The sequence below is a fragment of the Peribacillus sp. SRI_006 genome, from assembly GCF_057586375.1.
The window spans coordinates 29,303-55,389 of record NZ_JBYCZT010000019.1 but is presented as its reverse complement, the minus strand read 5'-3'; the positions used below and the strand labels follow the sequence as shown (position 1 = coordinate 55,389).

Here is a 26,087-nt window from a genome sequence, read left to right as displayed (position 1 = left end):
AAAAGCATCACCACTGTGGTAAAGCCCCAGACAGTAGACAAACTCTACGTTTTTTTTATGGTTTGTACAATTTGAACGTTGATCTTCTCTCCAGGCACTCGCTTTTCCCGCAGGAGTCTCGCACCTTCCGTTACATTCAACTTTGTTTTAGCATTTAGAAACCCTTTTGCCTAAAGTCTTCATTGTTTTAAAATAGAATGAATAAAACTTGAGGTGACGAGGATGCTTTTCTAAACATAAGTCAATTCAGCGAGATCACTGGAAGAAGCCGATCATCTGCGTCATCATCAAAATGAAAAACATATATGTATGCGAAACGTAAGAAACGATTGAGCGTGCATTCGCAGATGTAAAAGAAAAGCTTGGCATGCGTTGGACTACTTAAAGGGGACTTAAAAAAAAACGTCGATGCAGGTGATGCTTATTTTCGCTGCGATTAATTTAAAGAATATGGCCAATTGGACACGGCGAGGTCCAAAAATGGTCATAACAATGTGGGTTCATAGGCCCTAATCTCTTAACTTCAGGCCAAAATTCAAAGGAAATTTCAAAAGGGGTTCCGAATTTTTTAATCCGAACCCCTTCTGTCTACAAACTGAAACATCACCAATGTGGTGATGCCCTACTGTGTTTCAAACCAAATCGTAAAATGAATATTCGTCCCGTTTAAAGTAACTTCATATTTTAAATCGTTTTTATCCAATATATTAGCTACTATTGCCAAGCCCAATCCCGTTCCAGAAATTTCTTTATTTCTCGAATCTTCAATCACATAAAAAGATTCCCATATATTTTGCAAATGTTCTTCTTTAACTTTCGTTGTTTTATTTTTTATTTCGAATTTCAAACTGCCGTCAAGATCATTCTCTAATGTTATGGAAAAAAAATCTTCTTCCCCATACTTAATGGCGTTGCTAATAAGGTTGTTAAATACAATATCCATTTGGCTTTTATCTGCTATTACCATGCAATTCTCAGCCGAAGCTATGTGTTCGCGTACTTCTATGCCATTGTTATTCAATAGAACTTTATAATTTATTATTAACTTTTGAAGAAACTCTCTTAAATCGAACATTTCTTTTCTAACATCCAAGGCTTGAACTTTAGCAAGCATAATTAAATGATCTACCATATCAGAAGTATTTCTCACCTGTTCCAAGATAACATTCGTATATGTGCCATCATCTAGGCCATCCTTTATGCCGATTGTATAGGCTTGTATTAATGATAACGGTGTTTTTACTTCATGGGATATGTTTGATACCAATGAATTTAAATTTTGATTTTTCATTTCTAATTGAACATGGGCATTTTTTAAGCGAGTGCTCATATCATTGATACTGTGAGATAATTCCTCTATTTCATCCCCTGACTTTATATGTACTTGTTTAAAATTTAAATTGGCAATATCTTTTGCCACACTTTGTAGCTCTTCTAATGGAGTAATGATTTTTTTTGAATAATAAGCGACTAACAATAAGATAATGATGATTCCGAAAACCATGGAGTAAAAATTCAATTGATTGATAATGTTCATGGCATCGGTATTATGAACGACAACTGTGCCGATTAAAACCAGATGACCCTCCTGTTCATACAACAAAGTCAGCAAGCTTGACTTTATTTTCCCTTGATTATATATCTGTTTAACTGGTTTACCCTCGTTAACCTTTTTAATTGTATCTTCCGTTATCCAAAACTTGTTCAATGGGATTTTTTCTTTGTATAGGCTAAATTGCATCAGCTCATTTAGTTCATCAATATTACCATTGTTTTTCAAGATAACGATTGTAACATTGTTAGTATTTTCGACGGAATTTTCTATTTCCATTAACTTATTTACACTCAAATCATTTAATTCTTCATAGGTTGATGTGAGTTTTTGCTTCATTTTATACAAATAATAATCAGACAAGAAATAATTGTTCAATAAATAAGAAACACCGAAAACGATTACCATTATTATTCCGACCATCGATAATAATTTATTGCTTATTTTATTGTTCTTTATCATGGAAGCTATACCCCAATCCCCTATGAGTGAGAATGTTGTGAGCACCAATCTTATCCCGTAATCTATTAATATGCGTGTCGACGGTTCTTTCTTCCCCGATATAACTCATTCCCCATACCATCGATAACAAGGTATCTCTTGACAATATTTGACCTTTGTTTTTATACAAAAATGCCAACAACTCAAATTCTTTTTTATAAAGGCTTACTTCATTACCATTTCTATATACTTTCATTCTAAGTAAATCTATTTTCAAATCCCTGATTCCAACCATTTTTTCCATACTCAGCATCTTTTTCACCCTAAGAATCAAGATTCGAGGGTCAAATGGTTTTCGGATATACTCATCGGCTCCAATATCAAGTGCACTGAATTCATCATCATTAGAAGACCTCGCTGTCAACATCACTACTTTAACCAAGCTCATTTTCTTTATTTGCGAACAAACTTCCATACCGTTTAATTTCGGCATCATCCAATCCAACACAACCAAATCGATTTTATTAGAAAAGAAGCGATCCAAAGCCTCTTCACCATCATTAGCAACAAACACATTAAATCCTTCCTTCTCGAAATAAGTCTTCAATATGGCTGTCAATCGTTTTTCATCATCAGCAATCAAAATATTCATTGGAAATTACTCTCCTTATTCATCCTAAAAAAGTGAAACCTTATTATAAGACTTCACTTTCTTTTAATGTATTATTACAAATCAAATTTATTTCCCCATAAGTTCCTTTTTCAATACATCCCAAATCGGATTACTTACTTCTACTTCTCCTCTGCTTGGCCTTTCACCATTCTCTAACGCCTCCCAGTATTTCCATTTAGGCGCCTGATTCCCGAGTTGATAGTCCATCCCATCCCAAGTATCTTCACGGAATGCATAAAAGGCCCAATGCCATCCATATTCATTGAAAACTGATATTAGGTCGGCTAAATACCTGTCGGAGCCTTCGACGCTACGATTAATACCAAATTCTTCAGCAATGATCCGATTAGCTGGTACATTATTTTCTTTTGCCCACTTCCTAATAGGTTCTAAAAATTCCTTTAGCGCATTTTTATCAAATGTTTTCTCAGTTTGACTTTCTCCAACTCTCACTGGGCCAGGGTATTTGTATTTAAACCCTTTTCTTTTATTTTGACTTGTCATCTCATATGGCTCATACATATGGAAAGCATATAGCACTTTATCATCCTTAATTGGTTTTAAATATTTAAATGCCCATGGTGTGGCATAAAGTCCTGAATTCAAGATGATAGGTGTATCTTTATCCACAGTTCGAACGGATTGTACAATGGTTTTATACAATTCATTTAAATCTGCTGCTGAATTTTCTACTTTGTTATACCACTTACTAAAATCCTCTGTCCAAAAATCATTGAATCCTGATGCCGTTTCGGGATGTGGTTCATTAATCAAGTTATATCCTATCACAGCTGGATGATCCTTCAATCTCAATGCAAGATCCCTCCAGAAAATCGCGGATTGTTGATGATACTTATTATCTTTCCATATGCGATCATCGTTTTCATAATTATTAAACTGGCGCCACCGGTTTCCTGGAAGACTTAGTACTGTCAATACAACCTTAGATCCACGTTCATACGCAGAATCCAGATCTGACTTCAATTCCGCAAAATCTTCCTCATCGATACCTTTGTATTCATCTGCATTTCCCATTAAAAAATCCTTTTTAGGATGATCATCTGGCTGGTCATTAAACAAGAAATCATGGTCCTTTGCCCATTTATCCGGAGCCAAACGAATAAATTCAATATTAACCTCATTGGCAGCTTTATAGTTTTCAGGTAAGGATTTCGAATTCATGAAATTCGTTCCTCTTTTCTGTTCAGCCCAAAATCCAATCTTACCACTAGAAGCGTCGTCAGGTATTATTTCGAGTTCTAGCTCTTTCTCTTCCATCGGATTCATCGTATTGCATCCAGATACGAATAGTACCAGCATTGTCAAAATAAAGGAAGCCAAAATTTTTATGATTTTCATGTCGCTCTCCTAATCTATATTTTTTTCAAACTCACCACTCATATGTATTGTAGATAATGTTTGTTACAGGAATGTCACAATGATTTCTCTGGTTTACACACCCTCATTTAAGTGCGGTTCCTGTATGTTAAGAACGATTTTGATTGACTCTCGGAAAAGTCCAACAATGTTTTTAAACCTTTAAAAAGGAAACAAAAAAACTGAGGATCCATGTATCCTCAGCGGTTTTATTTTCATTTAATTTAGGATTCCAATGTGATTATCACAGTTCTTTTGAAATATTATTATTCCTTTTCTTTTTCACTAAAAAAATGATGCCAATGATAAAAGCAACTGCGCTGTATAACCAGGTATACATAAAGGCAAGACCCAGTCCGATATTTGCGTCCATATAATCGTTTTTCACATGATCTATGGCTAAATATAAAAGCGGAGCAGCTCCAATGATGAACAGGATGACCCAGAGAACATTCTTTTTCGGATTCTTGGTTGATAAAATAATAATGATGAAGGACAACAAGAGAAACACTTCTGAAACTATCGTCAACGTTACCAGATTGCTCATTATAATTCACTCCTAATAGTGGTTGCATAAAGGGAATATATTTTATGTTCCCTTATACCTATGCTACTTTTCGTTCCTATATTATTAACTTTAAAAAACCTGAACCCCTCCAACAGGATGAAAGATCCAGGTTTCATGTTAATTTTTCTTGGATAATTGCAGGGCATTCTTGATGCTTTTCAATGATTTTGAGCTACCGTACATCAAGACTCCACCACGATAGATTTTTGCTCCGATTATTCCAAGTAAAACAATCGTTAAGATCAAGACAGCAATGCTGATGGCGATTTCCCAGAATGGAACTTCAAGCATCCCTACGCGCAAGAACATGATCATCGGCGTGAAAAATGGAATGAATGATGTGATCGTAATATAACTGGCTGACGGATTCCCCAGTCCAAACATTGCAATCATGAAGGCGATGACAACTAACATGGTCATCGGTGAAATCATTTGCTGGACATCTTCAATTTTGCTGACAACGGATCCAAGGCATGCTGCAAGAGTCGCGTACAGAAAATACCCAAGCAAAGCGAAGATGATTGCATAAATGATCGTTGAGATATCTGTGCTGCCGAAACCGAAAAATGAAAAGAATCCTTCATCCATACCTGTCAGGTTTTGTTTAATCGAGAAATAGCCCACCCCAAAAAATAAAATCATTTGAGTAAGACTAAGTAAAGCAACACCCATTATTTTGGCAAACATTTGTGTGACTGGCGGGACACTTGAAATCAGGATTTCCATGACTCGTGATGTTTTCTCAGTAGCCACTTCCATTGCAATCATCGTTGCATACATCAACACCCCGAAGTAAATCACGAATAGGAGCACATACACGAGACCGCGTGCTTGATTGAGATCCTCTTCCGTTTTTGCATTTTTCTGAAGAGCAATCGTATCAAATGCTGGCGGCGTATTCAATTGAGCGATTTGCTGCTCTGTCAAATTCAATTCCTTCGCCGTTATTTGACCCTTCAATTGAGTAAGCGCTAATAGTAAATCATTACTTACCGCAGAATCTGAAATTTGATTCGCTTTGTACGTTCCCTTGAAGCCGAGAGTTTTATCCTTTTGGATTAATAAATACCCAACGATTTCTTCCGCGCTGACCATTTCCTCCGCTTCCTTTTCATCCTGGGCGGATATTATCGATAGGTCATCGTTCACACCTGCTACAGCACTTTTATAAGAATCAAATAAACTGCCTTCAGTCTGATCGATTACGGCAACCTTTTCCTGTTCATCACTGTCGAATTTATCAATAAGATTCGAAAGATTCGAAAGAAGGAGAATCAGTGCCATCATAATGATTGTAGAAATGATAAAGGATTTCGTCTTTAATTTTGATAGGTATGTATGGGAAAGGACAATCCAAAATTTATTCATAGACGGCACCTACTTTTTCAATGAAAATATCCGTTAGCGATGGTTCTTCCAATTCGAATTTCCGGACGAAACCTCTTGGAACAAGATCACGTAGCATGCTCTCAGCCACATCTTCACCAGTTACTTGAAGAACTTTCCCTTCCATCGTGTTCTTGACTTTTGTTACACCTGCATAATGATCCAAGAAAGATAGATCAAAATCCGCTTTAATTGAGACATTCTTTTTACCGAATGAACGCTTGATTTCTTTTAACTTTCCAGCCACAACAGGTGAACCTTTATGCATGATGCAAAGATGCTCACACATCTCCTCGACATGCTCCATGCGATGGCTCGAGAAAACGATCGTCGTGCCGCTGTCCCTTAAGTCAATGACCGCTTTCTTCAGGATTTCCACATTCACTGGATCCAGTCCGCTGAAGGGTTCGTCAAGAATAAGTAATTCAGGTTTATGGATCATGGATGCGATCAGCTGGATTTTTTGTTGATTTCCCTTTGAAAGCTCTTCAACTCGCTTATCGATATAATCTGGCACCATAAAGCGGTCCAGCCAATACTCCAATTCTCTCAAAGCATCACGTTTGTTCATCCCTCTTAATCTAGCCAAATACACAATTTGATCGCGCACCTTCAGTTTTGGATATAGTCCGCGTTCCTCAGGAAGATAGCCAATCATTGAACTGGTCGTATAATCGATTTTCTTCCCATCCCAGACAACTTCCCCTTCAGTAGGGTCAAGCAGGCCGAGTATCATCCGGAACGTGGTCGTTTTCCCCGCTCCATTCCCGCCTAAAAAGCCGAACATTTCTTTTTCGGGAATAGTTAAATCAAGTTTGTTGACTGCTGTGAAATCCCCGAATTTTTTCGTAACTTCTTTAATGTGTAAAACCAATGCGCAACCTCCTATTATATGATTCTAATTATATGTTAACGGAAAGGTTTTCCATTTTCAACTATCACCAAGTACCGAATAAATCTATTTCCCTTCGATTATATGTAAATTTTCAAAAAAAATTAACGTTTCACGTCTGCCCTTTCGTTTGCCCTTTACCCTAATGGTATTTTTTCTGCGAAACTTAAGACAAAACCCCCTTTCCCTTCCTATTGGTAATATTCACAACCCCGTACGTCTCCTGCCTTTCCCTCACGCAAGCATGTTACTAAACTGAAAGCCCTTTTTTTTGGAAACGAGGCAATAATAAAAATAGATTGGGCACCGTAAAGATACCCAACCTCTATAATAGATTGCTCGCTTTAAAGGACACATTTCCCAACTGTCGCTAATGATTCTATTTTATTTTACAATCGTTACTTTTACATGTCTTTTTTCAAGCAATTTTCTTGATGCTTCATCTATTTCTCTATCCGTAATGACCTCATCCACTTCACTAGGCGGAACGATTAATGAAAACGCCTTTTTTCCAAACTTTGAGGAATCCACCATCAGGATCACTGCATCCGACCTTTCGATCATTTTCTTTTTTAATAAAGCCTGCCCTTCATTAGAATCACTGAGTCCTTCTTCTAAGTGAATCCCCTTGCAAGACAAAAACGTTTTGTTGACATGATACATCGTTAATGATTTCTCTGCTATCGGACCAACAAATGATAAAGACTTTGACAGCAATCTTCCCCCGGTTGAAATAACCTCTATTTTTTCTTTTTTACTCAATTCCATCACCACTTTGGTGGAATTGGTAATAACCGTTAGCGGTATGTTTGGTAAGGCTTTTGACATATACCAGGCAGTTGTACTTGCATCTAAAATAATCCTGTCACCTTCCACTATCCGCTTTGCCGCTTCATATGCTATCACTTTTTTTTCGTTGACATTTGTTATCACTCTTTCGGAAAAATGGATTTCCGAATCATCTTCTTGCAGGCTTACGGCCCCGCCGTGGCTGCGTTTTAGTTTTGTTTCTTTCTCAAGCTTTTCGAGATCACGTCGGATTGTTTCCTCTGTTACTGAAAAGATTTCACTTAATTCTGTAACACGAATACTCGAACGTTCATTTACGAGTTCGACAATTTTTTGGTGTCTTTGAGCTACAAGCATACCAACTTTCTCCTATCTATATAATCTTTGTTTACTTTTGTTTGTTTTTGTATTGTAACATATATAAAGCCCTCTATATAAATAGAGAGCTTAGGAACTGCCTTTTTTCATTGATATCGTTATTTGGCAATTAGCTTAAAACCTTCAATAATTTCTTCAATATCTTCATCACTAATATCGATTACTTCGCCAATACTTTTAGCGTACACCAATGCTTTTGCACTATATTCAGCTACTTCTAGCCTATCAAATACACTCAGTAAACTTTTTCCTGAGACAACTGCATACCCATTTTCAATTAATAGGACAGGATTATCCTCTGCTAGTTTATCTGCAATCATTCTATTATGATCTTCTCCCATTCCAAAATGCACTTTATCTATATCCCGAAGTACAATGTAGGCCTCTGGAATTATATGTGTATTATATTTAACATCTGTCACAGCATAGGCCATTAAAAATCTTGGGTTCGCAATGATTACGGATGTAAGCTCCGGGTTTAACTCATATATTTTTTGATGAAGCTCAAAAAACTCACATGGTTCCTTTCCAGCTTCACTATACTCCTGATGAATCAGAACCAATTCATCTTCCTTAATATATTTACGGTCCTGTTGAGCAGGCGTGATTAAAATAGAGCCATCTTTAAGGCGGGTTGAAAAGCTGCCTGAGATACTTGTAAAAAGCTGACGATCATATAACCGTTCCAATAACCTGATCATTTCTTGACGGCAAGAAACCTCTTCGACAGAATGGTGCTTCATTTCTATCTGTGTTAATTTATCCGCTTTATATAAATCTATTTCTTGTAAATTTTGTTCGGTCAGTTCAAATGGTTTCCCTATATTCCTTGCATTTATTTCCATACAAGCAGTATCTTCAAGTGTTTCAAACAACATAAAGGCATCAAATATAGTGGGTTTCCCTACCACAATACCATGATTCTCCAATATGACCGCATCCCCTCCTTTTGCAAATTCAGCCGAAATATTTTCCTTTAATTTGTCGCTTCCAGGGATCGCATAGGGTGCAACCTGAAGGGAATCTGCTACACTCTTATATGCATGTAAAAGCAACTTTGGGTTTGGTCCTTTACGAGCCATGCTAAAGGAAACCAAAGCCGGGGGATGTGCATGTACGACAGCTTTTATATCGGGCCTTGCTTCATAAATTCCTTGATGAAAAGGAAGCTCTACCGATGGTTTATGTTTCCCTATGAATGTACCGTCCTTTTTGACGCACATGATATCATCCATGGTTAATGCTCCTTTATCAATTCCCGATGGAGTAATCCAAAGGTCACCATTTTCATCTAGAATAGATAGGTTTCCTCCTGAAATTGTTGTCATGCCATATTTATAGACACGTTCCATGATCATAACAATTTGTTTGGCTGGATGCAGATTTTCATTCATACTTTATCACTCCTATTATTTACATTCTTCTTGCATGGAAATTGCTTGTTTGAATTTTTCAATCAGGGATGATGATTCAATTTTTTCTTTTGGCTCATATTTTTTTATAAGGAACGAGCGTTCTATTAACTGACGTGCCGTTTGTAAATCGCTTATTTCATTGCCTGAAATCATTTGTACTAGTATATTCCCAATCGCCGTAGCCTCCGTTGGTCCAGCGTATATGGTTTTCCCGCTAAGGTCTGCCGTAAGTTGATTAACGAATTCATTTTTCGCCCCTCCTCCGACAATATGAAGTTGCTCGATTCTTTTCCCCGTTATCTCTTCTATTTGCCGAATGGACATCGCATAAATAATAGACATATTTGTAAATATACAGTTCGCTAATTCTCCCACTGTATGTGGAATCTCCTGATTCGTCTCCCGACAATACTGCTGAATTTCTTGAATCATATTTTCTGGATTTAAAAATCGTTTATCATTAAAGTTGATGAACTGCGTGCACACCTTTATTTTCTCTGCCTCATATACAAACTGCTCGAAGTTATAGTCTTCCTTTAAATGTCTTCTGACCTCTTGAATAACCCACATACCAATGATATTTTTCAGAAAGCGGTAGGTCCCGTATGCACCCCATTCATTTGTATAATTGTTTTTAAGGGCTAACTCATTCACTATCGGTTTATCGCTTTCAATCCCAAGCAACGACCACGTTCCGCTACTAATATAGGCCCATTTCTCTCCATTACCAGGTGAACCGACTATGGCGGAAGCAGTATCATGTGAAGCAACGATAATCACTTCTGTATTGGGAAGATCAAAAGTAGAAAAACGGTCTTTCATCAGTTTCCCTAATCGTTCTCCCGGATTAACAAAAGGCGGGAATTGATCTTTTGACAATGCAATCAGGTTTAGTAACTCTTCATCAAACTTCTTCGTGTTTACATTCAATAATTGCATCGAAGAAGCACTTGTAACTTCTGTGACCTTTTTCCCCGTTAGGCAGTAACCTAAATAATCTGGCACAGTCATGACATTCCTAGTGACTTTCAGGTTCTTTATATCTTCTTCGTACAATTGGTATAACGTGTTAAATGATAAGAATTGAATCCCCGTTTTTTGATAAATGATTTCTTTAGGTAGTGTTCTTGTGACCTTTTCGATTGTATTTTCGGTGCGCTTATCACGATAAGAGATAACTTCTTGCACTCTGTGTCCATTATCATCCAACAATACGTAATCCGTTCCCCACGTATCAATTCCAAGTGTACAGTGGTCGTATCCAAGCTTTTTTGCTGATTCTAACCCCTTTAAGATTTCATTCAATAAATGATCAATATCCCAAAAACAGGTTCCATTTTGGGTGGTGAAACCATTCGCAAATCGATGGATTTCTTCAATTACTAATTTCCCGTTCTCCATTTTCCCTAAGACCAGCCGGCCACTTGAAGCACCAATATCCACCGCAATATGTATCATTAGTCCACACTCCTCAATTTCTTTAAACCATGCATTATGGAAATATGATCGCGGCCAAAGAAGTCATGCAGTTCTAAATAATAAGCATACAGTTGTTGATAAATACTTACATTTTCTTTAACCGGTATAAAAGTATCTTCTTTTACTTTTGCCATCTTAGAGGATGCCTCCTCTATGGAATCATACCCACCATTTATACGGCCGGCAGCCGTGGCAGCGTATATGGCTGCTCCTAATGCAACCACTTGTTCCCCATCCGCGATTTTAATTTCACGATTTAAAATATCGGCATATATCTGCATTAACAGTTTATTTTTTTGAGGTAATCCGCCACAGGCAAACAAATCGTTTATCTCTATACCATCATTCTCAAAGGTTTCAAAGATTTTCCTTGTTCCAAAGGCTGTTGATTCTAAAAGTGCACGGTATATTTCTTCCGGCTTCGTGGAAAGAGTAATCCCTGCTATCACACCTGACAAGTTCGCATCTACAAGGACTGTTCGGTTGCCATTCCACCAATCTAACGCCACTAACCCAGATTGACCAGGCCTTAAGCAAGAAGCCTTTTTTTCCAGTAAGCTATGTAGATTGACACCTTCTTGCTCAGCTTCTTTCTTTACATACTCAGGAGCAGTTTGCTCAATATACCATGCAAACGAATCGCCAACAGCCACCTGACCCGTTTCATAACTGAATGATCCGGGAATTATTCCATCCTCCACTACTCCACAAATACCTTCTACTGTTTGTTTTTTCTCAGAAATTAACATGTGGCAAGTAGAGGTTCCCATCGTCATCACAAATTGGCCTGGATGGACAGCTCCTACAGCTGGAACACCTGCATGGGCATCGATTATGGATACAGAAACAGCCGTACCAGATTTCAACCCCATCTTCTTAGCCATCCTTTCTGTTAAACCACCCGACCGTCCAGCGATGGGTAATACTTCACCACGCATTTTTGTATCCAGTATATCCAGAAGACGTTCATCAATAGCCGCTAAAAAAGCAGGGTCCGGATATCCATCTTTTTTATCCCAAAATGCTTTATAACCGCTCATATTACTGCTGCGTACCAGCTCATTCGTCAGTCGGAAGGTAATCCAATCTCCGGCTTCCATAAATAGATCCGTTTCTTCATAGATATCAGGTGATTCACGTAACACTTGTAAAATCTTAGGGAACATCCATTCAGAAGAAATTTTCCCGCCATATCGTTGCAGGAATGGTTGATTCGTTGCCTGTGCAATGCGTGTAATATCATCCGCTTCTTTTTGTGCGGCATGATGCTTCCATAATTTGACCCAACTGTGAGGGTCCCTTTTCCACTTCTCATCAAAACAAAGGGGATTTCCTTTCTTATCAACAGGCAAAATGGTACATGAGGTAAAATCGATTCCAATGCCTATCACATCATTCGCATCTACTCCGCTTAACCGAATCACTTCAGGAACAGAAGTGTATAAAACGTCCAAATAATCACCTGGATGCTGGAGAGCCCAATCTTTTTCAAGTTTACATCCGTCTGGAAGCCTATTAGACAATACTCCATGACGATAAGGTGTAACATGTGTAGCCATTTCATTTCCGTTCTCTATATCTACTAGCAGCACTCTTCCTGATTCAGTGCCAAAATCAATTCCGATTGTATATCTCTCATTCATCCCTTCATCATCTCCTAACATGCAAGTCACGCAATGATATTTAATAAAAAGGCCCCTCTAGATAGTTGAGAGGGGACTTTTCGGTCTATCTAACCTTAAAAATTAAAATCAGCTGCATTGTCTTTCGTAAAATCTGTCGGTGGTCCCATGATGATTGTTTTTCCATCCTCCCACACGTCAATTTCACCTACATTTTCAACTTTCAAACCATCTTCTGGTTTCTCCCCTTCAGCTAGACGTTTGGCGAGGGCAACTGTTAAATAACCTAGTTTGTCTGGCTCCCAAAGAATGGCTACATCTAGAGATCCATCATTTAAATATGGTGAAGAGTCTTTCGGTAGAGCAGTTCCAACAACTGTTATATCATCTTGCAGTCCTTTTTCCTGAACAGCTTGGGCTGCCCCAAGAGGTGCCGGAGTAGAAAAAGCCATGATTCCTTTTAATTCAGGATTTGATTTTATTAAATCCAGTGTTTTTTGGTATGCCACCTGTTGTTTTTCATCTGTCGCGATTTTATCCGATACTAATTCAATACCTGGATAATTCTCTTCCAGTTCTTTTTTTGCTGCATCAATCCAGGTGTTTAAGTTTGCAGCTGAAAGCCCTCCAGTTAATATAGCGATTTGCCCTTTTTCAACACCCATTTGTTTTACGAGTGATTTAGCGATATGGCGACCGTATGCTTCATCGTCTATTTGGTGGACGGATAATTCTACAAGGGATTGATCAGCTGGTGTATCCCAATCCATTACAATTATTCCTTCATCCTTCGCCTTTTGAAGGACTGGTGAGAGTGATGCAGCGTCATTTGGTGCTACTGCGATTACATCCACATCTTGACTAATTAAGTCTTCAATGACTTTTACTTGCTGTGCAGCATCCGGTTCCGTAGGTCCTGTGTAAATGGTTTCCACACCAAGATCTTTACCTGCTTGAATCGCTCCTTTTTCAGAAGCATTGAAATATGGTATCCCCATTAATTTTGGAACTACGGCAATTTTCAACTTCTCATTACTACCTCCGCCACTTGTTTCTTTTTCACTGTTCCCCGATGCTCCTTCTTGTGATACACAGCCTGCTAACAGTCCCCCAGCTAAAATAGCTGTTGCCAATATCCCCGTCATTTTCTTCATAATGATCCCCCTTACAATTTTTCTGATTTTTCACTAAAGTATTTTCAGAGATTACATGGTCATGTAAATTACGCTACAGAGTTTGAAGGTAACTTCTTTTGACTTTTTTCGTCTAATTTCGTTTTCACGAAGTTTATGACCAATACCGTGATTAAAATAACCCCCATCATTACAGTTACGATCGATCGTGGTACACCCATTAAGTTCAATCCACTTGATAACATTTGGAAAATGACCACTGCGTAAACAGTGCCGATAACTTTGCCATAACCACCTTGAATTTCAGTTCCGCCAAGTACGGCTGCCGCTACACTTTGTAATAAATAAGAAGATCCCAGATCCACTTTTGCAGTATTATAACGGGATGTCATAATAATGGAAGCAATTGTGGCAAGAAGTGCCGCATATAAGTAAACCCTCATTAATACCTTGCTATTATTTATACCTGAAAATAATGTGGCGATTGGATTGCTACCCACCATATAAACACTTCTGCCCCATTTGGTTTTTGACAGCAATATAGCTGTTATTATTGCAAATAGTACAAAAATAATGATGGAAAGAGGAACGATCCCCATATAGTAGCCGTTTCCAATTAAGCTATAACCCTCACTGAATCCTGAAATTGAATTTCCTTTCGTAATGCTTAAGATCAAACCTTCAAAAAGCACCATCGTTCCGAGTGTTACCAGTATTGGCGAAACACCGATTTTTGAGATGAGTACGCCGTTAATCAATCCGCAGCTCAGCCCGACTAAAACACCGATTAAGATTGCGCCTAGCATTGGGTATCCGCTGCTTGCCATAAGTGCGATTGTCACGCCAGACAAGGCAGCTGTATACGTAATCGATAGGTCAATCCCTCCAGTTACAATCACCACCATCATTGCTAATGCGATTAAACCAAACTCCGGGAGCTGGAACATCATATTGGTTAAATTATTTGAAGAAAAGAATCCAGGTATTGAAAAACTCATTAACACAAACAAGCCTGCTGTAATTACACCTAAAGTATTTTCTTTTGATATTGAAAGCCGTTTCATTTTTTCACCTCTTTCTTACGCTTCCACTTCAATTTTCGCTAACTTATCTTTTGAGCGTTTATATTGAATGTGGTCGTATGACACAGCCAGTAATATAATCAATCCAGTGAATACTTTTTGCCAGAAGGTATCAATTTTTGCCAAGATAAGTCCATTTTGTACAATGCCTAGCAGAAGAACGCCCAAAACCGTTCCCAAAATGGTACCGCGCCCCCCCATGATGTTCGCACCGCCCAAAACAACGGCTGCTATGACCATCAGCTCCAGACCAAGCATTCCATTAGGATCCACAGCCTTTGTATATGCTGTTTGAGCAATGGCTGCTATCCCTGCAAGAAACCCCATATAGGAGAAAACAAATATTTGAACTTTGTCAAAATTTATCCCAACCCGAATGGCTGAATCTTTATTACCGCCAATCGCCAATACTTCGCGACCGATTAATGTGTATTTCAAAATATACCAAGTAAACAGTGCTACGGCGATAAAAATTAGAATGATGATAGATATACCAAACATCTCAAAACTGGCAAACTTGATGAATACGGTTGGAAAACTGCTGCTGTTCAAATACTGTCCATTCGTAATGTACAACACGAGCCCATTAATGATACTCATCATTCCAAGTGTCACGACAATAGCTGGAATTTGAACCTTTGCAACAAGCAGTCCATTCAGTGCACCTAAACAAACCCCAAGAAATGGCCCAATCAAAAAGAGTAATAGTATAGAGATGGGATGGTCAGGCATGAGCATCATTACTTTTCCAACGATGACACAGACAGCGCTTGTAACAGCGGCCACCGATACGTCAATCCCGCCAGTGATGATTACAAGTGTCATACCCACCGCCAGAATTCCAAGTACAGCATTCCCTTTTAGTACATCCAGCAAATTGTCTACAGTAAAAAAATACGGGCTTAAGAATGTCAATGTAATACATAGAAGCAAAACAATCATTGCGATACTGATTTCCTTCGACTTCAAAATGGCGTTCATGCACGTACCTCCTCTTTTAGCGGAAGCCCTTTTTTGGAAGGAGATTGAGAACCAAGCAGAGCATAATTCATGATATTTTCCTGTGTCGCTTCTTCTATACCAAGCTCTCCGGCTATTCTTCCATGTCTCATGACCAAAATCCGATCACTGACAGCAAGTACTTCTGGAAGCTCTGAAGAAATCACAATAATGCCCTTTCCTTCAGCAGCCAGTTCCCTCATTAACTTATGAATTTCTGACTTCGCCCCAATATCAATCCCATTCGTCGGTTCGTCAATAATTAGGATTTGTGGTTTAGTAGAAAGCCACTTGCCGATCACGACTTTCTGTTGATTTCCGCCTGATAGGTCACCAGCTGCCCTTTTAGGCAAAGCGGGTCTAACATCTAGCGTTTTCATATAATGATCAGCCAGCTTAACTTCTTCCTTTCGCTTAATCAATTTGAATTTATTTCTCAATTGTTTCAAAACAGGTAATGAAATATTATTGATTATGGACTGGCGAAGGATGAGTCCTTGCGTTTTTCTGCTTTCTGGAATATATGCAATCCCTTGCTTTACAGCATGTTCAGAAGAGTTGATTTTAGTAGAAACCCCATTTATTTTCATACTTCCATCGTAGGGCCTGTTGACCCCGAATATCGCTTGTGCAAGCTCTGTTCTTCCTGATCCGACAAGTCCTGTAATCCCAAGGACTTCTCCAGCTTTCAATTCAAAGGAAATATCTTTAAAGTTACCTTCTTTTGATAAACCATTCAGTTCCAAAAGAGTTTTTCCTGTTTTTCCTTTTACCATATTCTTGTTATATAAAATCTGACGTCCCACCATTAGTGTGATTAATTTATCTTCATCAAGTTCTTCAGTTTCATAAGTGCCTACATATTTCCCATCTCGCAATATTGTAAATCGATCGGAAACAGTAAATAACTCTTTTAACTTGTGGCTGACAAAGATTATGGAAATTCCGCGATCCTTTAATTTTTGTATAACTTTATAAAGCTTTTCAACTTCCCCTGCGGATAGGGATGAAGTCGGTTCGTCCATTACAATCAACTTGGAATCAAAAGCGAGGGCTCTGGCGATTTCAATCAGCTGCTGTTGAGCAATGCTTAATTTTTCAACGGGTGTATGAACATCAATCTCAAATTCTAGTTCTTTAAGTGCCCGTTTTGCTGTATCCTCCATCTCCTTCCATCTAATCTTTTTCCATGGTTTTTTGTCACTATCCCGGCCAATATAGATATTTTCAGCTACAGATAGGTTTGAAAATAAACTTAAATCCTGATAAATGATTGAAATGCCTTTTAGCGTAGCATCAATCGGTTTTTGAATTTCGGCTTCTTTTCCTTCAAAGTAAAACTTGGCGCCTGGGTCCGGTCGATAAATGCCAGCTAATATTTTAATGAGCGTTGATTTCCCGGCACCATTCTCACCTATTAACGCATGAACTTCTCCTTTTTTCACTTCAAGCTGAACGCTATCCAGTGCTTTTACACCTGGGAAGGTTTTACTGACATTCGTCATTTGCAATAAGAAATCAGACATGTTTCTCTCCTTTCCAACCTTAATCAGTCATAAATTTGATTCAACTTTTGTTTTTTACCATAATAATTAATGTTATTGGTTTCACAAAAATGTTCCACTTCTGCTAGCCTCGGCACACCATCTTGGGCCCCCATTTTCGTTACCTTCATCGCCGCTACAATTGAAGCAAACTCGGCTGCTGATTCGATCGTCTCCCCATCTGCAATGGCACAAGCAAGGGCTCCTGCGAACGAGTCTCCTGCCCCCACTGTATCAACAGCTTTTACAGCAATGGGCTCGATAAAGTTTGTTTCACCGTTTTGATAAACCAATGCTCCTTTATGGCCCAACTTAATAATGCTATTCTCCACGCCAAAATGATTCTCAAAGAAAACACCCGCTTTGCATGCACTTTCCTTCGAGTTGACGTCGATCCCAGTCAACACTTTTGTTTCCTGCCAATTCGGCGTAATCAAATTGGCATACGTCAGTGCTTCAGTCGTTACCCCTTCTGCCGGAGCAGGGTCCAGGATAATAAACATATTTTTTTCTTTAGCCCTTTTCATGGCTTGTAGAACAGCCTCATTAGGAATTTCCATCTGTACAAGTAAAACAGCATAGTCATCACTGATGGTAGAAAAACAAATGTCAATATCACTTCTTGTCAAATGTTCATTGGCCCCTTTAATGACAAGCATGGTGTTTTCTGCTGTAGCATCTACTGTAATGACTGCGCATCCAGTTGGATGTTCTGCAACATGTTTCAAGGAGGATATGTTCACGTTATTTTGAAGAAGAGAACGTTCTATTTCATGCCCGAATGCGTCGTCGCCAACCGCACCGATCAGTTTTACTGGTTTTCCAAGTTTAGCGCACGTCGTTGCTTGATTTGCGCCTTTTCCACCACTTAATAGTTTCATATTTTCTCCAAAAATCGTTTCCCCATGCGCTGGATACTGATTAGTGACTGCGACAATATCCATATTAATACTCCCTACCACTACAACCCCTTTCATGCACAACCCTCGTTTTTCATTTTCATTTGCTCTAAGAATGCCCGGAGTTGGCCAACGGCATCTTCCAGTAATACATCGTTTTTAAATAAACAGGACGTCCCGCAAACCAACATGTCGGCTCCATTTTTCAATACACCCGGAATGGTTTCGAACCCAATGTTTCCATCTACCTGAATATCAATTTGGTAGCCTTCCGATTGAATTAATTCTTTTATCTTTTTTATTTTCTTATACATAAGCGGTACAAAGGACTGTCCGGCAAAACCAGGATTCACCGTCATCACCGTTACATAATCGACTACATCCAATACATGTTCAAGCTCTGTGATGGGGGTTGATGGATTTAAGGCTACCCCTGCCTTAATCCCATCATTCTTCAGCTTTTGTAGTGATCTCTGTAAATGGGCAGTTGCCTCTGCATGAATGGAAATCATATCTGCCCCCGACTGAATGAAAAGATCTAAATGGTCTTCCGGTCTTTCAACCATTAAGTGAACATCAAATGGTTTATCCGAGAATTGCCTAATGCGTTTAATTAGATCCGGGCCCATTGTAAAATTAGGAACAAACGATCCATCCATTATATCTAGATGAAAGAAATCAACACCTGCACGGTCTAATCTCATTACTGATTCTTGTAAATTCCCCATATCTGCACACATAAGTGAGGGTCCAATTAAGGTCATATAAACACTCCCGTTCCATTTCGTCTTTTATCAAGAAAGCGTTTTCCTCATAAAGGAAGCGCTTTCTTTTCTGATACTTTCACTATAAAGGGAATTGGCATAAGCTGGTAGGTGATAAAATTCGGGTAGGGGGGATTTTCTTCGGGACATTTTCAATGTAGACATAAAAAAAAGCTCCGGAATGGAAGCTTCTACTTTTTCACAAAAAACTCATGAGTATCTCGATATTGAGACGGAAGTTGTCCTGTCCATTGCTTAAACAGCCGACTAAAATATTTGGTATCTTGATAGCCTACTTTTGAAGCGATATCGTAAATCTTTAAATCTGTATGACTTAATAATTCCTTCGCCACTTTTAACCGTTCATTAGTTACATAGTCAAGCACGGTTTCACCTGTCTGATTTTTAAAATACTCACAAAAATAGGTTGAATTTAAATGGACATGATTGGCGATTTTTTTTATTGTGATGTTATCGCCTATATGTTTTAGAATCCATTCTTTTGCCTGGCGTATGGGATCTGTTTGGTCATTTTGAAATGCTGCTTGCTTTTTTAACATATTCATGACCCAGCGCTCCGTCTCCTTTTTTAAATGATTAAAATGAGAAGAATCCTCGGCAATGCTAAATGCTTCCTCAAGTAAAAGCGGAAGGTCTTTAAAACCATCACTTTTAATCCATTTATTAATAATTCTAATAGACAAATAGCGAACCGATTCTTGTATTATGAAAGGGGAAGTGACATCTTTCAGTTCGTTAAAAAATTGCCTGAGAGAACGAATGGCAGCTTCTTCACCATGCTCCATCGCCTCCACTGTCTCTTCTGCCCATTTATAGATGGATGGCGGCACTTCAATCACTTTATTATATGATACATGTTTAAGCATTTCAGTTCTGAAAATTTTATTGCCTCCTTGTATCATTCGATATTGCAAGGTAGATCGTAATTCATCTTTAATATTTACTAAAAGGGTAAGGTCATTAAACTCATTCCCAAGGGCAATGGAAACCGTAAAAGGGGTTTGCCGTTGGACACTTGTTTTTAATGTTATACACAATTGCTCCAAAGCTGTAGGGGTAGTATCCTTAATCAATAACCAACTGGCATGTAGACTATCTTTCCACATCCAATGCGTTGAATGATCATCTAGTAAGTCTGTTATAAGTTTTTTTATTACATCATTCCATCCACCCCAATCTTCTGGTGAAAAACTTTGGGTTTTGGCAGATGTATGATCGATTCCAATATGGATCAGGGAATAGGTTCCTTCTGGAAATTGCCGCGTCCATTCAAGTAATGATAAGTCCATTGCATCTTTCCACGTAATTTCCATCAGCAATTGAAGCTGCTTTTCATGGGTTAATATCAAGGCTCTTTCTTCTATTTCTCCTATCTTTTCCCTTTCCTTTCGTGCCTCAATTACTTTTTCCTGCACAGTCTTCAACTGCAGTTTAAACTTTTCTCGATCAATCGGTTTCAATATATAATCGACAGCTCCTTCCCTTAGGGCAGTCTGTACATAGAGAAAATCATCATACCCGCTTATAATGAATGGAAATAGCCTTGGTTTAGTTTTTTTCAAATGTTGAATTAACGTTAACCCGTCCATGACAGGCATTTGTACATCTGTTATTAATACATCAACTTCTTCTACTTGATTGATAATTGCATCGTATGCCTCTTGACCATCGGAGTAAACACCTACAACATGCCACTCTTCCCCACAAGATTGTACTAGTCTTTCTATGCCTCTTCTTATCCTTGGTTCATCATCTACAATGACCGTCCTGACCCTTTGTATCATCTCTGTTCTTCTCCTCTCCTTGAACATACATGCTTACTTGTTGGGCATTTATTTTGGGAAGTCGGATAATCACACTCGTTCCCTTTCCGTATTCGCTATTAATTTGAAGATTATATTGTTCCCCGAACATCATGCCAATTCTTGCATTTACATTGATAATCCCAAAGCCAGAGTCCCGTTTCATCATTGGATCCAAACGTAACTTTTCATTTAGTTCAATTAATTTGCTTTCTGTCATCCCTGGTCCGTTATCACTGACTATCAGCAAAAGATATTCCTCACCTGTCTGAGTTTCCTCTTCAGAAATATGTATTTGAATGTCTATTTCCTTTCTTTTTTCCAATCCATATTTAATGGAATTTTCAACGATTGGCTGTAAAACAAACTTGGGTATATAATAATTAACTACATCTGCTCCTTTTTCTATCATAAAATGCAAACGATCTTCAAAACGGAATTGTTGGATGCTTAAATAATCTTCAATGTGCTGAACCTCACTGTTTATAAGAACCAAGCTTTCTTTATTACTGATTGAAAAGCGCATCATTCTACCAAGCAGAGTCACCATCTTCACGACTTCATCGCTCTCTCCTTCTTCCACAGCCATGCCTATGGTTTCCAGCGTATTATACATAAAGTGAGGATTTATTTGAGATTGAAGGGCGTATAATTCAGCTGTTTTTTTTCGCAGTTCAATGTGGTAGTTTTTATGAATCAGCTCTCTTATCTCTGCAAGCATTGATCGAAAACTGTTCGCGAGCATCCCGACTTCATCCTCGGAATGTATAGGTATATCTACTAATAAATCACCTTTTTCCACCCGCTTCATTATATCTCCTAATTCGTTTAGTGGACGTGTAACGGTCCAGGCAAAAAAGATAGAGATCAATGTAGTAATGAGTGTAAAAAGGATAAAAACGAAAATTGTCACATTTCGGATAACATCCGTTTTTTCTGTCATGTTTTTGATAGGCATGCTATGAACGAGTACCCATGGCAGCTCATTTGATTCACTTATACTTATTAAATTCCGTTTTCCATCGATTTCTGTACGAAAACTACCATTCAGTAATGGGTAATCATGTATCCCTTTTTCCACTGTACCAATTTTCGAATGATCCTTATGATAAATTATCTTCCCCTGCTTATTCATGATCCACATCGTAACATTCTCTTCCTTTTGCAAATCCTGAAGTGATTGCTCAAAAAAGGCTACATCGATGGCTATATAGAGCGTTCCTAAATTTTTTCTATTATCGAAATCAGTAATTGTTTTGACCAGCATAAAATAGGAGGGATCCCCTTCAAACGTTAAATTAGTCTGATTAGGAAGGAGCAACTGCATCTCGCCTAGCAATCCTAGGTCATCTGCATATGGCAAGGAACCATCTTCAAAACCAAAACTGTCATAATGCAGACTTGTACTTGCAAATGTACGATTCTTGGAAACAAGAAACGCCCCCAAAATATGAGATGAATTGTTATTTAAATAGGTTCTTGTCAAATAACTCTTCATGATATACTCATCGTGTAGCAAAACCGATTTTTTTTTTGATTGGCTGTCTCTTAAAATAGCCATAACATCACCGGAATTATAAATTAAATCAGGTAAGGTCTCTAGTTTTTGAATGTCATTTTCAATGTTGCCATTAACCTGTTTGACAAGACGGGGAATATATTCGCCTACTTCTTCTTCTATTGATTTTGTGTATTGCCAGTATGCAATGAACCCAAGGAAGGCCATAGGTAGAACCGTTAATAATGTATAGGTTGTAACTAGTTTTGTCGTTAAACGCAGGTTTTTTATCTGGATAGGCTTTTTTCCTTTAAAAATCATACTGGTTCACATTTCCCTTTGTAAAATCGATGGGCTCTCCCATAATGACCATGTCACCGTTGAATTTAATCCTACCTATGTTCTTAATGTTCTGTCCTTCATACGGAAATTCATCATTCAATAAGTTTTTTGCTAGACTAACAGTCAAGTAACCTAATTTTTGTGGACTCCATAACGTAATGGTCTGGGCAGCCCCTTCCTGTAAATACTCATTCATTAAATTAGGAGTCGATGTACCGACTACGGCAACCTTGCCGATTTTCCCTGCATCTTTCACAGCCTGAGCCGCAGCAGGAGGATTAACCGTTGAAATACCAATAATTCCTTTTAGGTCCGGGTATTTTTTAAATAAATTTTGTGTTACCTTATACGCTTTATGAATATCTTCGTTTGTATATTCCACTTCAACTAGTTTCATAGTTGGATAATATTCTTTTTGTTGGATTTGAATCCAATCAATCCATGTATTAAGATTGGCAGCGGTAGGAGATCCCGTCATAATCGCAAACTCCCCTTTTTCTTCCATTTCAATAGCGAGGGTATCCATTACATGCCTGCCAATTATCTCAGGATCTATCATGTTCACAAAAAAGCTTCTGTATGATGCATTAGTATCAGAATCCCAGGTGATCACCTTGATTCCTTTACGCTTTGCTTTTTTCAGCACCCTGCCTAATTTATATGGATCATTTGCAGATACCGCAATTACGTCCACTTTTTTTTCAATTAATTTTGTTATAATCTCTTCCTGCTTTTCAGAGCTGGGGGTAGGTGGGCCTGTATATATGACCTTAACACCTAAGTCTTTTCCCGCCTCCAACGCCCCCTCCTCTACCGCTTTAAAATAAGGTATTCCGTCAATTTTAGGTATAACAGCTATCGTATACGAATCTTTTTTATTCTCGACAGGTTTTGTATTGACGTCGATACTTTCTTCATCATTGTAAATAATCTCGTATTCTGCAGAATGATCACAGCCGCTTAGTATAAATAAAAACAAAATAAAAAAGATGGGCATCCTTAACATGATTAGCTACCTTCTTTCTTAAATTCTAAACATTAGCACGTATCATGGATATTGTAATAAGGAATGACTTAAGAAGTGCTTTTCTCATCCGGTTATATTCACCGCTGCTTCTTTCTAAGAAAACGGTTTCATAAATGATGGATTTTACCGGGAGTATAACCTTAATTTCTTTACTAAAATAGGAAACCTTTATATACTTTCAGGTTTCCCTATAATTTATTGTCCAGCCATGTCCTTCTCTGTTATGTTCAACCACTAACTTACACAAAAAGCGAGATGGAAACTGGAAAAAATCGTATTTTAGCTACAAGAGTGAGCGCCTTTCTCATTCTCTTCTATATGTATTAAAAATATCTCTATTGTATATTTGAACCCCATCATTTTTTTCTTTTTATTATTGATTTTTACTGTTTTTGAAAGGTTTGTCAATTTATATTTCACAAACATTTTTAAAATTCAAATAATATTTTTATATAGTTTCACTTGCTCATAGTGTTTCATTTTTAGTTGTATTGGAAAATTACAAAGCAGTCTACGTCATTACATTTTCTATATCCTTTTTTCATAGTGCTTTTATTATCTTAAACTGTAGATTGATACCTTCAATCCAAATCCTCCCCTTTTAGAAAAAGTTACTTTAACGATTCCTCCTCAATCCTCAGTCTAATTTTCAACTGGTTAAATCAATTTGTTGCACGAGACTCTCATTCCGGATTTAACACAAATTGACTAGCTTTTATGTCTATTTATTAACGTGCAATCAAAAAAAATATACCCATAGAAAGACCTGTGTCATAGATCGTTATAGGTATATTTTATAAAGGAATTACCTTTCTAATAAGTTTTCCTTTTTAACTATATTAATTTTCTAATTTAAACAAAAACTTTTTTACTTTTTCTCCACTTCTTCGTTATATTTCGGTAATTCCAGACCATTCACTCGGGACGAATCGATAGACCCCATATTAATTCAGCGGAATTAGTCACACATCGGTTTGCGGATTCAGGACAACCTGTTATTTTAACGCTTTGCTAAAACATCATGTTCATATTCTTTCACTTGCGTCAGCCATCTTTCCTTTACCGGCACATTCATTTTTTCACAATAATAATCCCAAATTGCACCAAATGGATAGGTTTTAAATTCCTCCATTAATGCCAGTCGCTCAGTAAAATCGCCTTTTTCTTGCAGTTCTTTCAAATGATCGTTCGGTACAAGTAAGGCATATAAGAGGGCCTTAATCATATTACGCGTACCAATCGTCCAGGCAGCAACACGGTTGATGCTGGCATCAAAGAAATCAAGGCCAATGATCACCTGGTTTAATGCATCATTGCGAACAATTTCAAGCGCAATTTCACGAAGCTCATCGTCTAAAATTACGACGTGGTCACTGTCCCATCGAACCGGGCGCGAAACATGAAGTGCTAGTTTATCACTGTATAATAGCATCGAAGAAATTTTGTTCGATACAGTTTCAGTCGGATGATAATGACCTGTATCCACTAAGCAAATCTTGTTATTTTTCAGTGCGTAGCCAAGGTAGAATTCATGCGATCCTACGACATATGACTCGGAGCCAATACCGAATACTTTACTTTCCACAGCATCCCAATTACATGTTTCATCCACTTCTGCTGTAAAAATTCGATCAAGGGATTCTTTTAATCTCTTTCTCGGTGTCAAACGGTCGCTTGGAATATCTTTGTAGCCGTCTGGAATCCATATATTTGTTAAGCAGGGATTGCCTAGTTCACGGCCAAAGTACTCTCCGATTTTTCGGCTGGCGATGCAATGATTAATCCAGAATTCACGAATTTCTTCATTTGGATGAGAAAGTGTCAAGCCGTCTGCTGCTTTTTCATGGGAAAATAGTGTCGGGTTAAAATCCACACCAAGACCGTTTTCTTTAGCCCAATTCAACCAGTTTTCGAAGTGCTTTGGCTCAAGCTGATCGCGTTCGACTGCTTCTCCATTTGTTTCCGCATAAATGGCATGCAAATTGACCCGATGTTTCCCCGGAATAAGAGATAGCGCTTTTTCAAGATCCATGCGCAGCTCTTCCGGCGTAGTGGCTTTTCCTGGATAATTTCCCGTTATATCAATACCGCCAGATAATTCACTTTTGTTCACTTCAAATCCACCAATATCATCACCCTGCCAGCAATGAATCGAAATGGGCACTTTTTTCAGTGTTTCGAGTGCCGCATCAACATCAATTCCCCAATTCGCATACGCTTGTTTCGCTGTTTCGTACTGTTCTTTAATTGTCATATCGTCCCATCCTTTTAACGGATTGAATTGATTACTCCATGATTCCTACTACCTTTTCACATATTCTTCACTTACCATAATGGGAAGTGCATACTTAATCTATTATTTTTGGATAGATTGATTCCACCTATGACAAACCCTCCACTTAAA

The 26,087-nt window shown here is 38.1% G+C and carries 20 protein-coding genes and 1 pseudogene; 1 reads left to right on the top strand and 20 read right to left on the bottom strand.

Features of this window, described 5'->3' with window-relative positions; genetic code table 11:
- Positions 1–258: 258 nt before the first annotated feature.
- A pseudogene (locus AC2YHV_RS23590) lies at positions 259–513 on the top strand (transposase); the annotation flags it as partial.
- Between the two features lie 109 nt (positions 514–622).
- On the opposite strand, the gene AC2YHV_RS23585 reads toward AC2YHV_RS23590, so the two are convergent.
- The 20 genes from AC2YHV_RS23585 to rhaA all read right to left on the bottom strand — a co-directional run bounded on the left by AC2YHV_RS23585 (position 623) and on the right by rhaA (position 25,937).
- Positions 623–2,014, bottom strand: a complete 1,392-nt coding sequence (locus AC2YHV_RS23585) for a HAMP domain-containing sensor histidine kinase (RefSeq protein WP_427525194.1) — start codon at positions 2,012–2,014, stop codon at positions 623–625.
- Positions 1,998–2,645 (bottom strand): response regulator transcription factor, encoded by a 648-nt coding sequence (locus tag AC2YHV_RS23580; RefSeq protein WP_283930542.1) that lies wholly within the window; start codon positions 2,643–2,645, stop codon positions 1,998–2,000. Before AC2YHV_RS23580 ends, AC2YHV_RS23585 begins: the two co-directional genes overlap by 17 nt.
- Before the next feature lie 87 nt (positions 2,646–2,732).
- Positions 2,733–3,944: a glycoside hydrolase family 5 protein gene (locus AC2YHV_RS23575; RefSeq protein ID WP_487374328.1), complete on the bottom strand. Its 1,212-nt coding sequence runs from the start codon at positions 3,942–3,944 to the stop codon at positions 2,733–2,735.
- A gap of 343 nt (positions 3,945–4,287) precedes the next feature.
- On the bottom strand, positions 4,288–4,590 hold the full coding sequence (locus AC2YHV_RS23570; RefSeq protein ID WP_487374310.1) for a hypothetical protein: 303 nt from the start codon (positions 4,588–4,590) through the stop codon (positions 4,288–4,290).
- 138 nt (positions 4,591–4,728) lie between these two features.
- A complete protein-coding gene (locus AC2YHV_RS23565; RefSeq protein WP_057276034.1) occupies positions 4,729–5,979 on the bottom strand; it encodes an ABC transporter permease in 1,251 nt (416 codons plus the stop codon).
- Complete coding sequence (locus tag AC2YHV_RS23560) at positions 5,972–6,871, bottom strand: ABC transporter ATP-binding protein (protein WP_230136172.1); 900 nt, start codon at positions 6,869–6,871, stop codon at positions 5,972–5,974. The genes AC2YHV_RS23565 and AC2YHV_RS23560 overlap by 8 nt, the downstream gene beginning before the upstream one ends.
- Positions 6,872–7,273: 402 nt before the next feature.
- Complete coding sequence (locus AC2YHV_RS23555) at positions 7,274–8,035, bottom strand: DeoR/GlpR family DNA-binding transcription regulator (protein ID WP_487374309.1); 762 nt, start codon at positions 8,033–8,035, stop codon at positions 7,274–7,276.
- Between the two features lie 119 nt (positions 8,036–8,154).
- Entirely contained in the window at positions 8,155–9,450 is a 1,296-nt protein-coding gene (locus tag AC2YHV_RS23550) for a class II aldolase/adducin family protein (protein ID WP_487374308.1), read from the bottom strand.
- Positions 9,451–9,465: 15 nt separating this feature from the next.
- Positions 9,466–10,929, bottom strand: a complete 1,464-nt coding sequence (gene rhaB / locus AC2YHV_RS23545; RefSeq protein ID WP_487374307.1) for a rhamnulokinase — start codon at positions 10,927–10,929, stop codon at positions 9,466–9,468.
- Positions 10,929–12,593: a ribulokinase gene (locus tag AC2YHV_RS23540; protein WP_487374306.1), complete on the bottom strand. Its 1,665-nt coding sequence runs from the start codon at positions 12,591–12,593 to the stop codon at positions 10,929–10,931. The genes rhaB and AC2YHV_RS23540 overlap by 1 nt, the downstream gene beginning before the upstream one ends.
- Positions 12,594–12,688: 95 nt before the next feature.
- Positions 12,689–13,726, bottom strand: a complete 1,038-nt coding sequence (locus tag AC2YHV_RS23535) for an autoinducer 2 ABC transporter substrate-binding protein (protein ID WP_413002701.1) — start codon at positions 13,724–13,726, stop codon at positions 12,689–12,691.
- 68 nt (positions 13,727–13,794) lie between these two features.
- On the bottom strand, positions 13,795–14,769 hold the full coding sequence (locus AC2YHV_RS23530) for an ABC transporter permease (RefSeq protein WP_214767610.1): 975 nt from the start codon (positions 14,767–14,769) through the stop codon (positions 13,795–13,797).
- A gap of 15 nt (positions 14,770–14,784) precedes the next feature.
- Positions 14,785–15,768 (bottom strand): ABC transporter permease, encoded by a 984-nt coding sequence (locus tag AC2YHV_RS23525; protein ID WP_475471150.1) that lies wholly within the window; start codon positions 15,766–15,768, stop codon positions 14,785–14,787.
- The gene (locus AC2YHV_RS23520; RefSeq protein WP_487374305.1) at positions 15,765–17,312 is read right to left on the bottom strand and encodes a sugar ABC transporter ATP-binding protein; all 1,548 of its coding nucleotides are present in this window, start codon (positions 17,310–17,312) and stop codon (positions 15,765–15,767) included. Before AC2YHV_RS23520 ends, AC2YHV_RS23525 begins: the two co-directional genes overlap by 4 nt.
- Positions 17,313–17,335: 23 nt before the next feature.
- Positions 17,336–18,307 (bottom strand): ribokinase, encoded by a 972-nt coding sequence (gene rbsK / locus AC2YHV_RS23515; protein ID WP_101221774.1) that lies wholly within the window; start codon positions 18,305–18,307, stop codon positions 17,336–17,338.
- Entirely contained in the window at positions 18,304–18,993 is a 690-nt protein-coding gene (gene rpe, locus AC2YHV_RS23510; RefSeq protein ID WP_048677821.1) for a ribulose-phosphate 3-epimerase, read from the bottom strand. Before rpe ends, rbsK begins: the two co-directional genes overlap by 4 nt.
- A gap of 191 nt (positions 18,994–19,184) precedes the next feature.
- A complete protein-coding gene (locus AC2YHV_RS23505; protein WP_487374304.1) occupies positions 19,185–20,798 on the bottom strand; it encodes a response regulator in 1,614 nt (537 codons plus the stop codon).
- Positions 20,764–22,635 carry a cache domain-containing sensor histidine kinase gene (locus tag AC2YHV_RS23500; RefSeq protein WP_413002691.1) on the bottom strand — a complete coding sequence of 624 codons (1,872 nt, stop codon included), beginning with the start codon at positions 22,633–22,635 and terminating at the stop codon, positions 20,764–20,766. The genes AC2YHV_RS23505 and AC2YHV_RS23500 overlap by 35 nt, the downstream gene beginning before the upstream one ends.
- Positions 22,625–23,662 carry an autoinducer 2 ABC transporter substrate-binding protein gene (locus AC2YHV_RS23495; RefSeq protein ID WP_101221770.1) on the bottom strand — a complete coding sequence of 346 codons (1,038 nt, stop codon included), beginning with the start codon at positions 23,660–23,662 and terminating at the stop codon, positions 22,625–22,627. Before AC2YHV_RS23495 ends, AC2YHV_RS23500 begins: the two co-directional genes overlap by 11 nt.
- Positions 23,663–24,683: 1,021 nt before the next feature.
- A complete protein-coding gene (rhaA, locus tag AC2YHV_RS23490; protein ID WP_475471141.1) occupies positions 24,684–25,937 on the bottom strand; it encodes an L-rhamnose isomerase in 1,254 nt (417 codons plus the stop codon).
- Positions 25,938–26,087 lie beyond the last annotated feature (150 nt).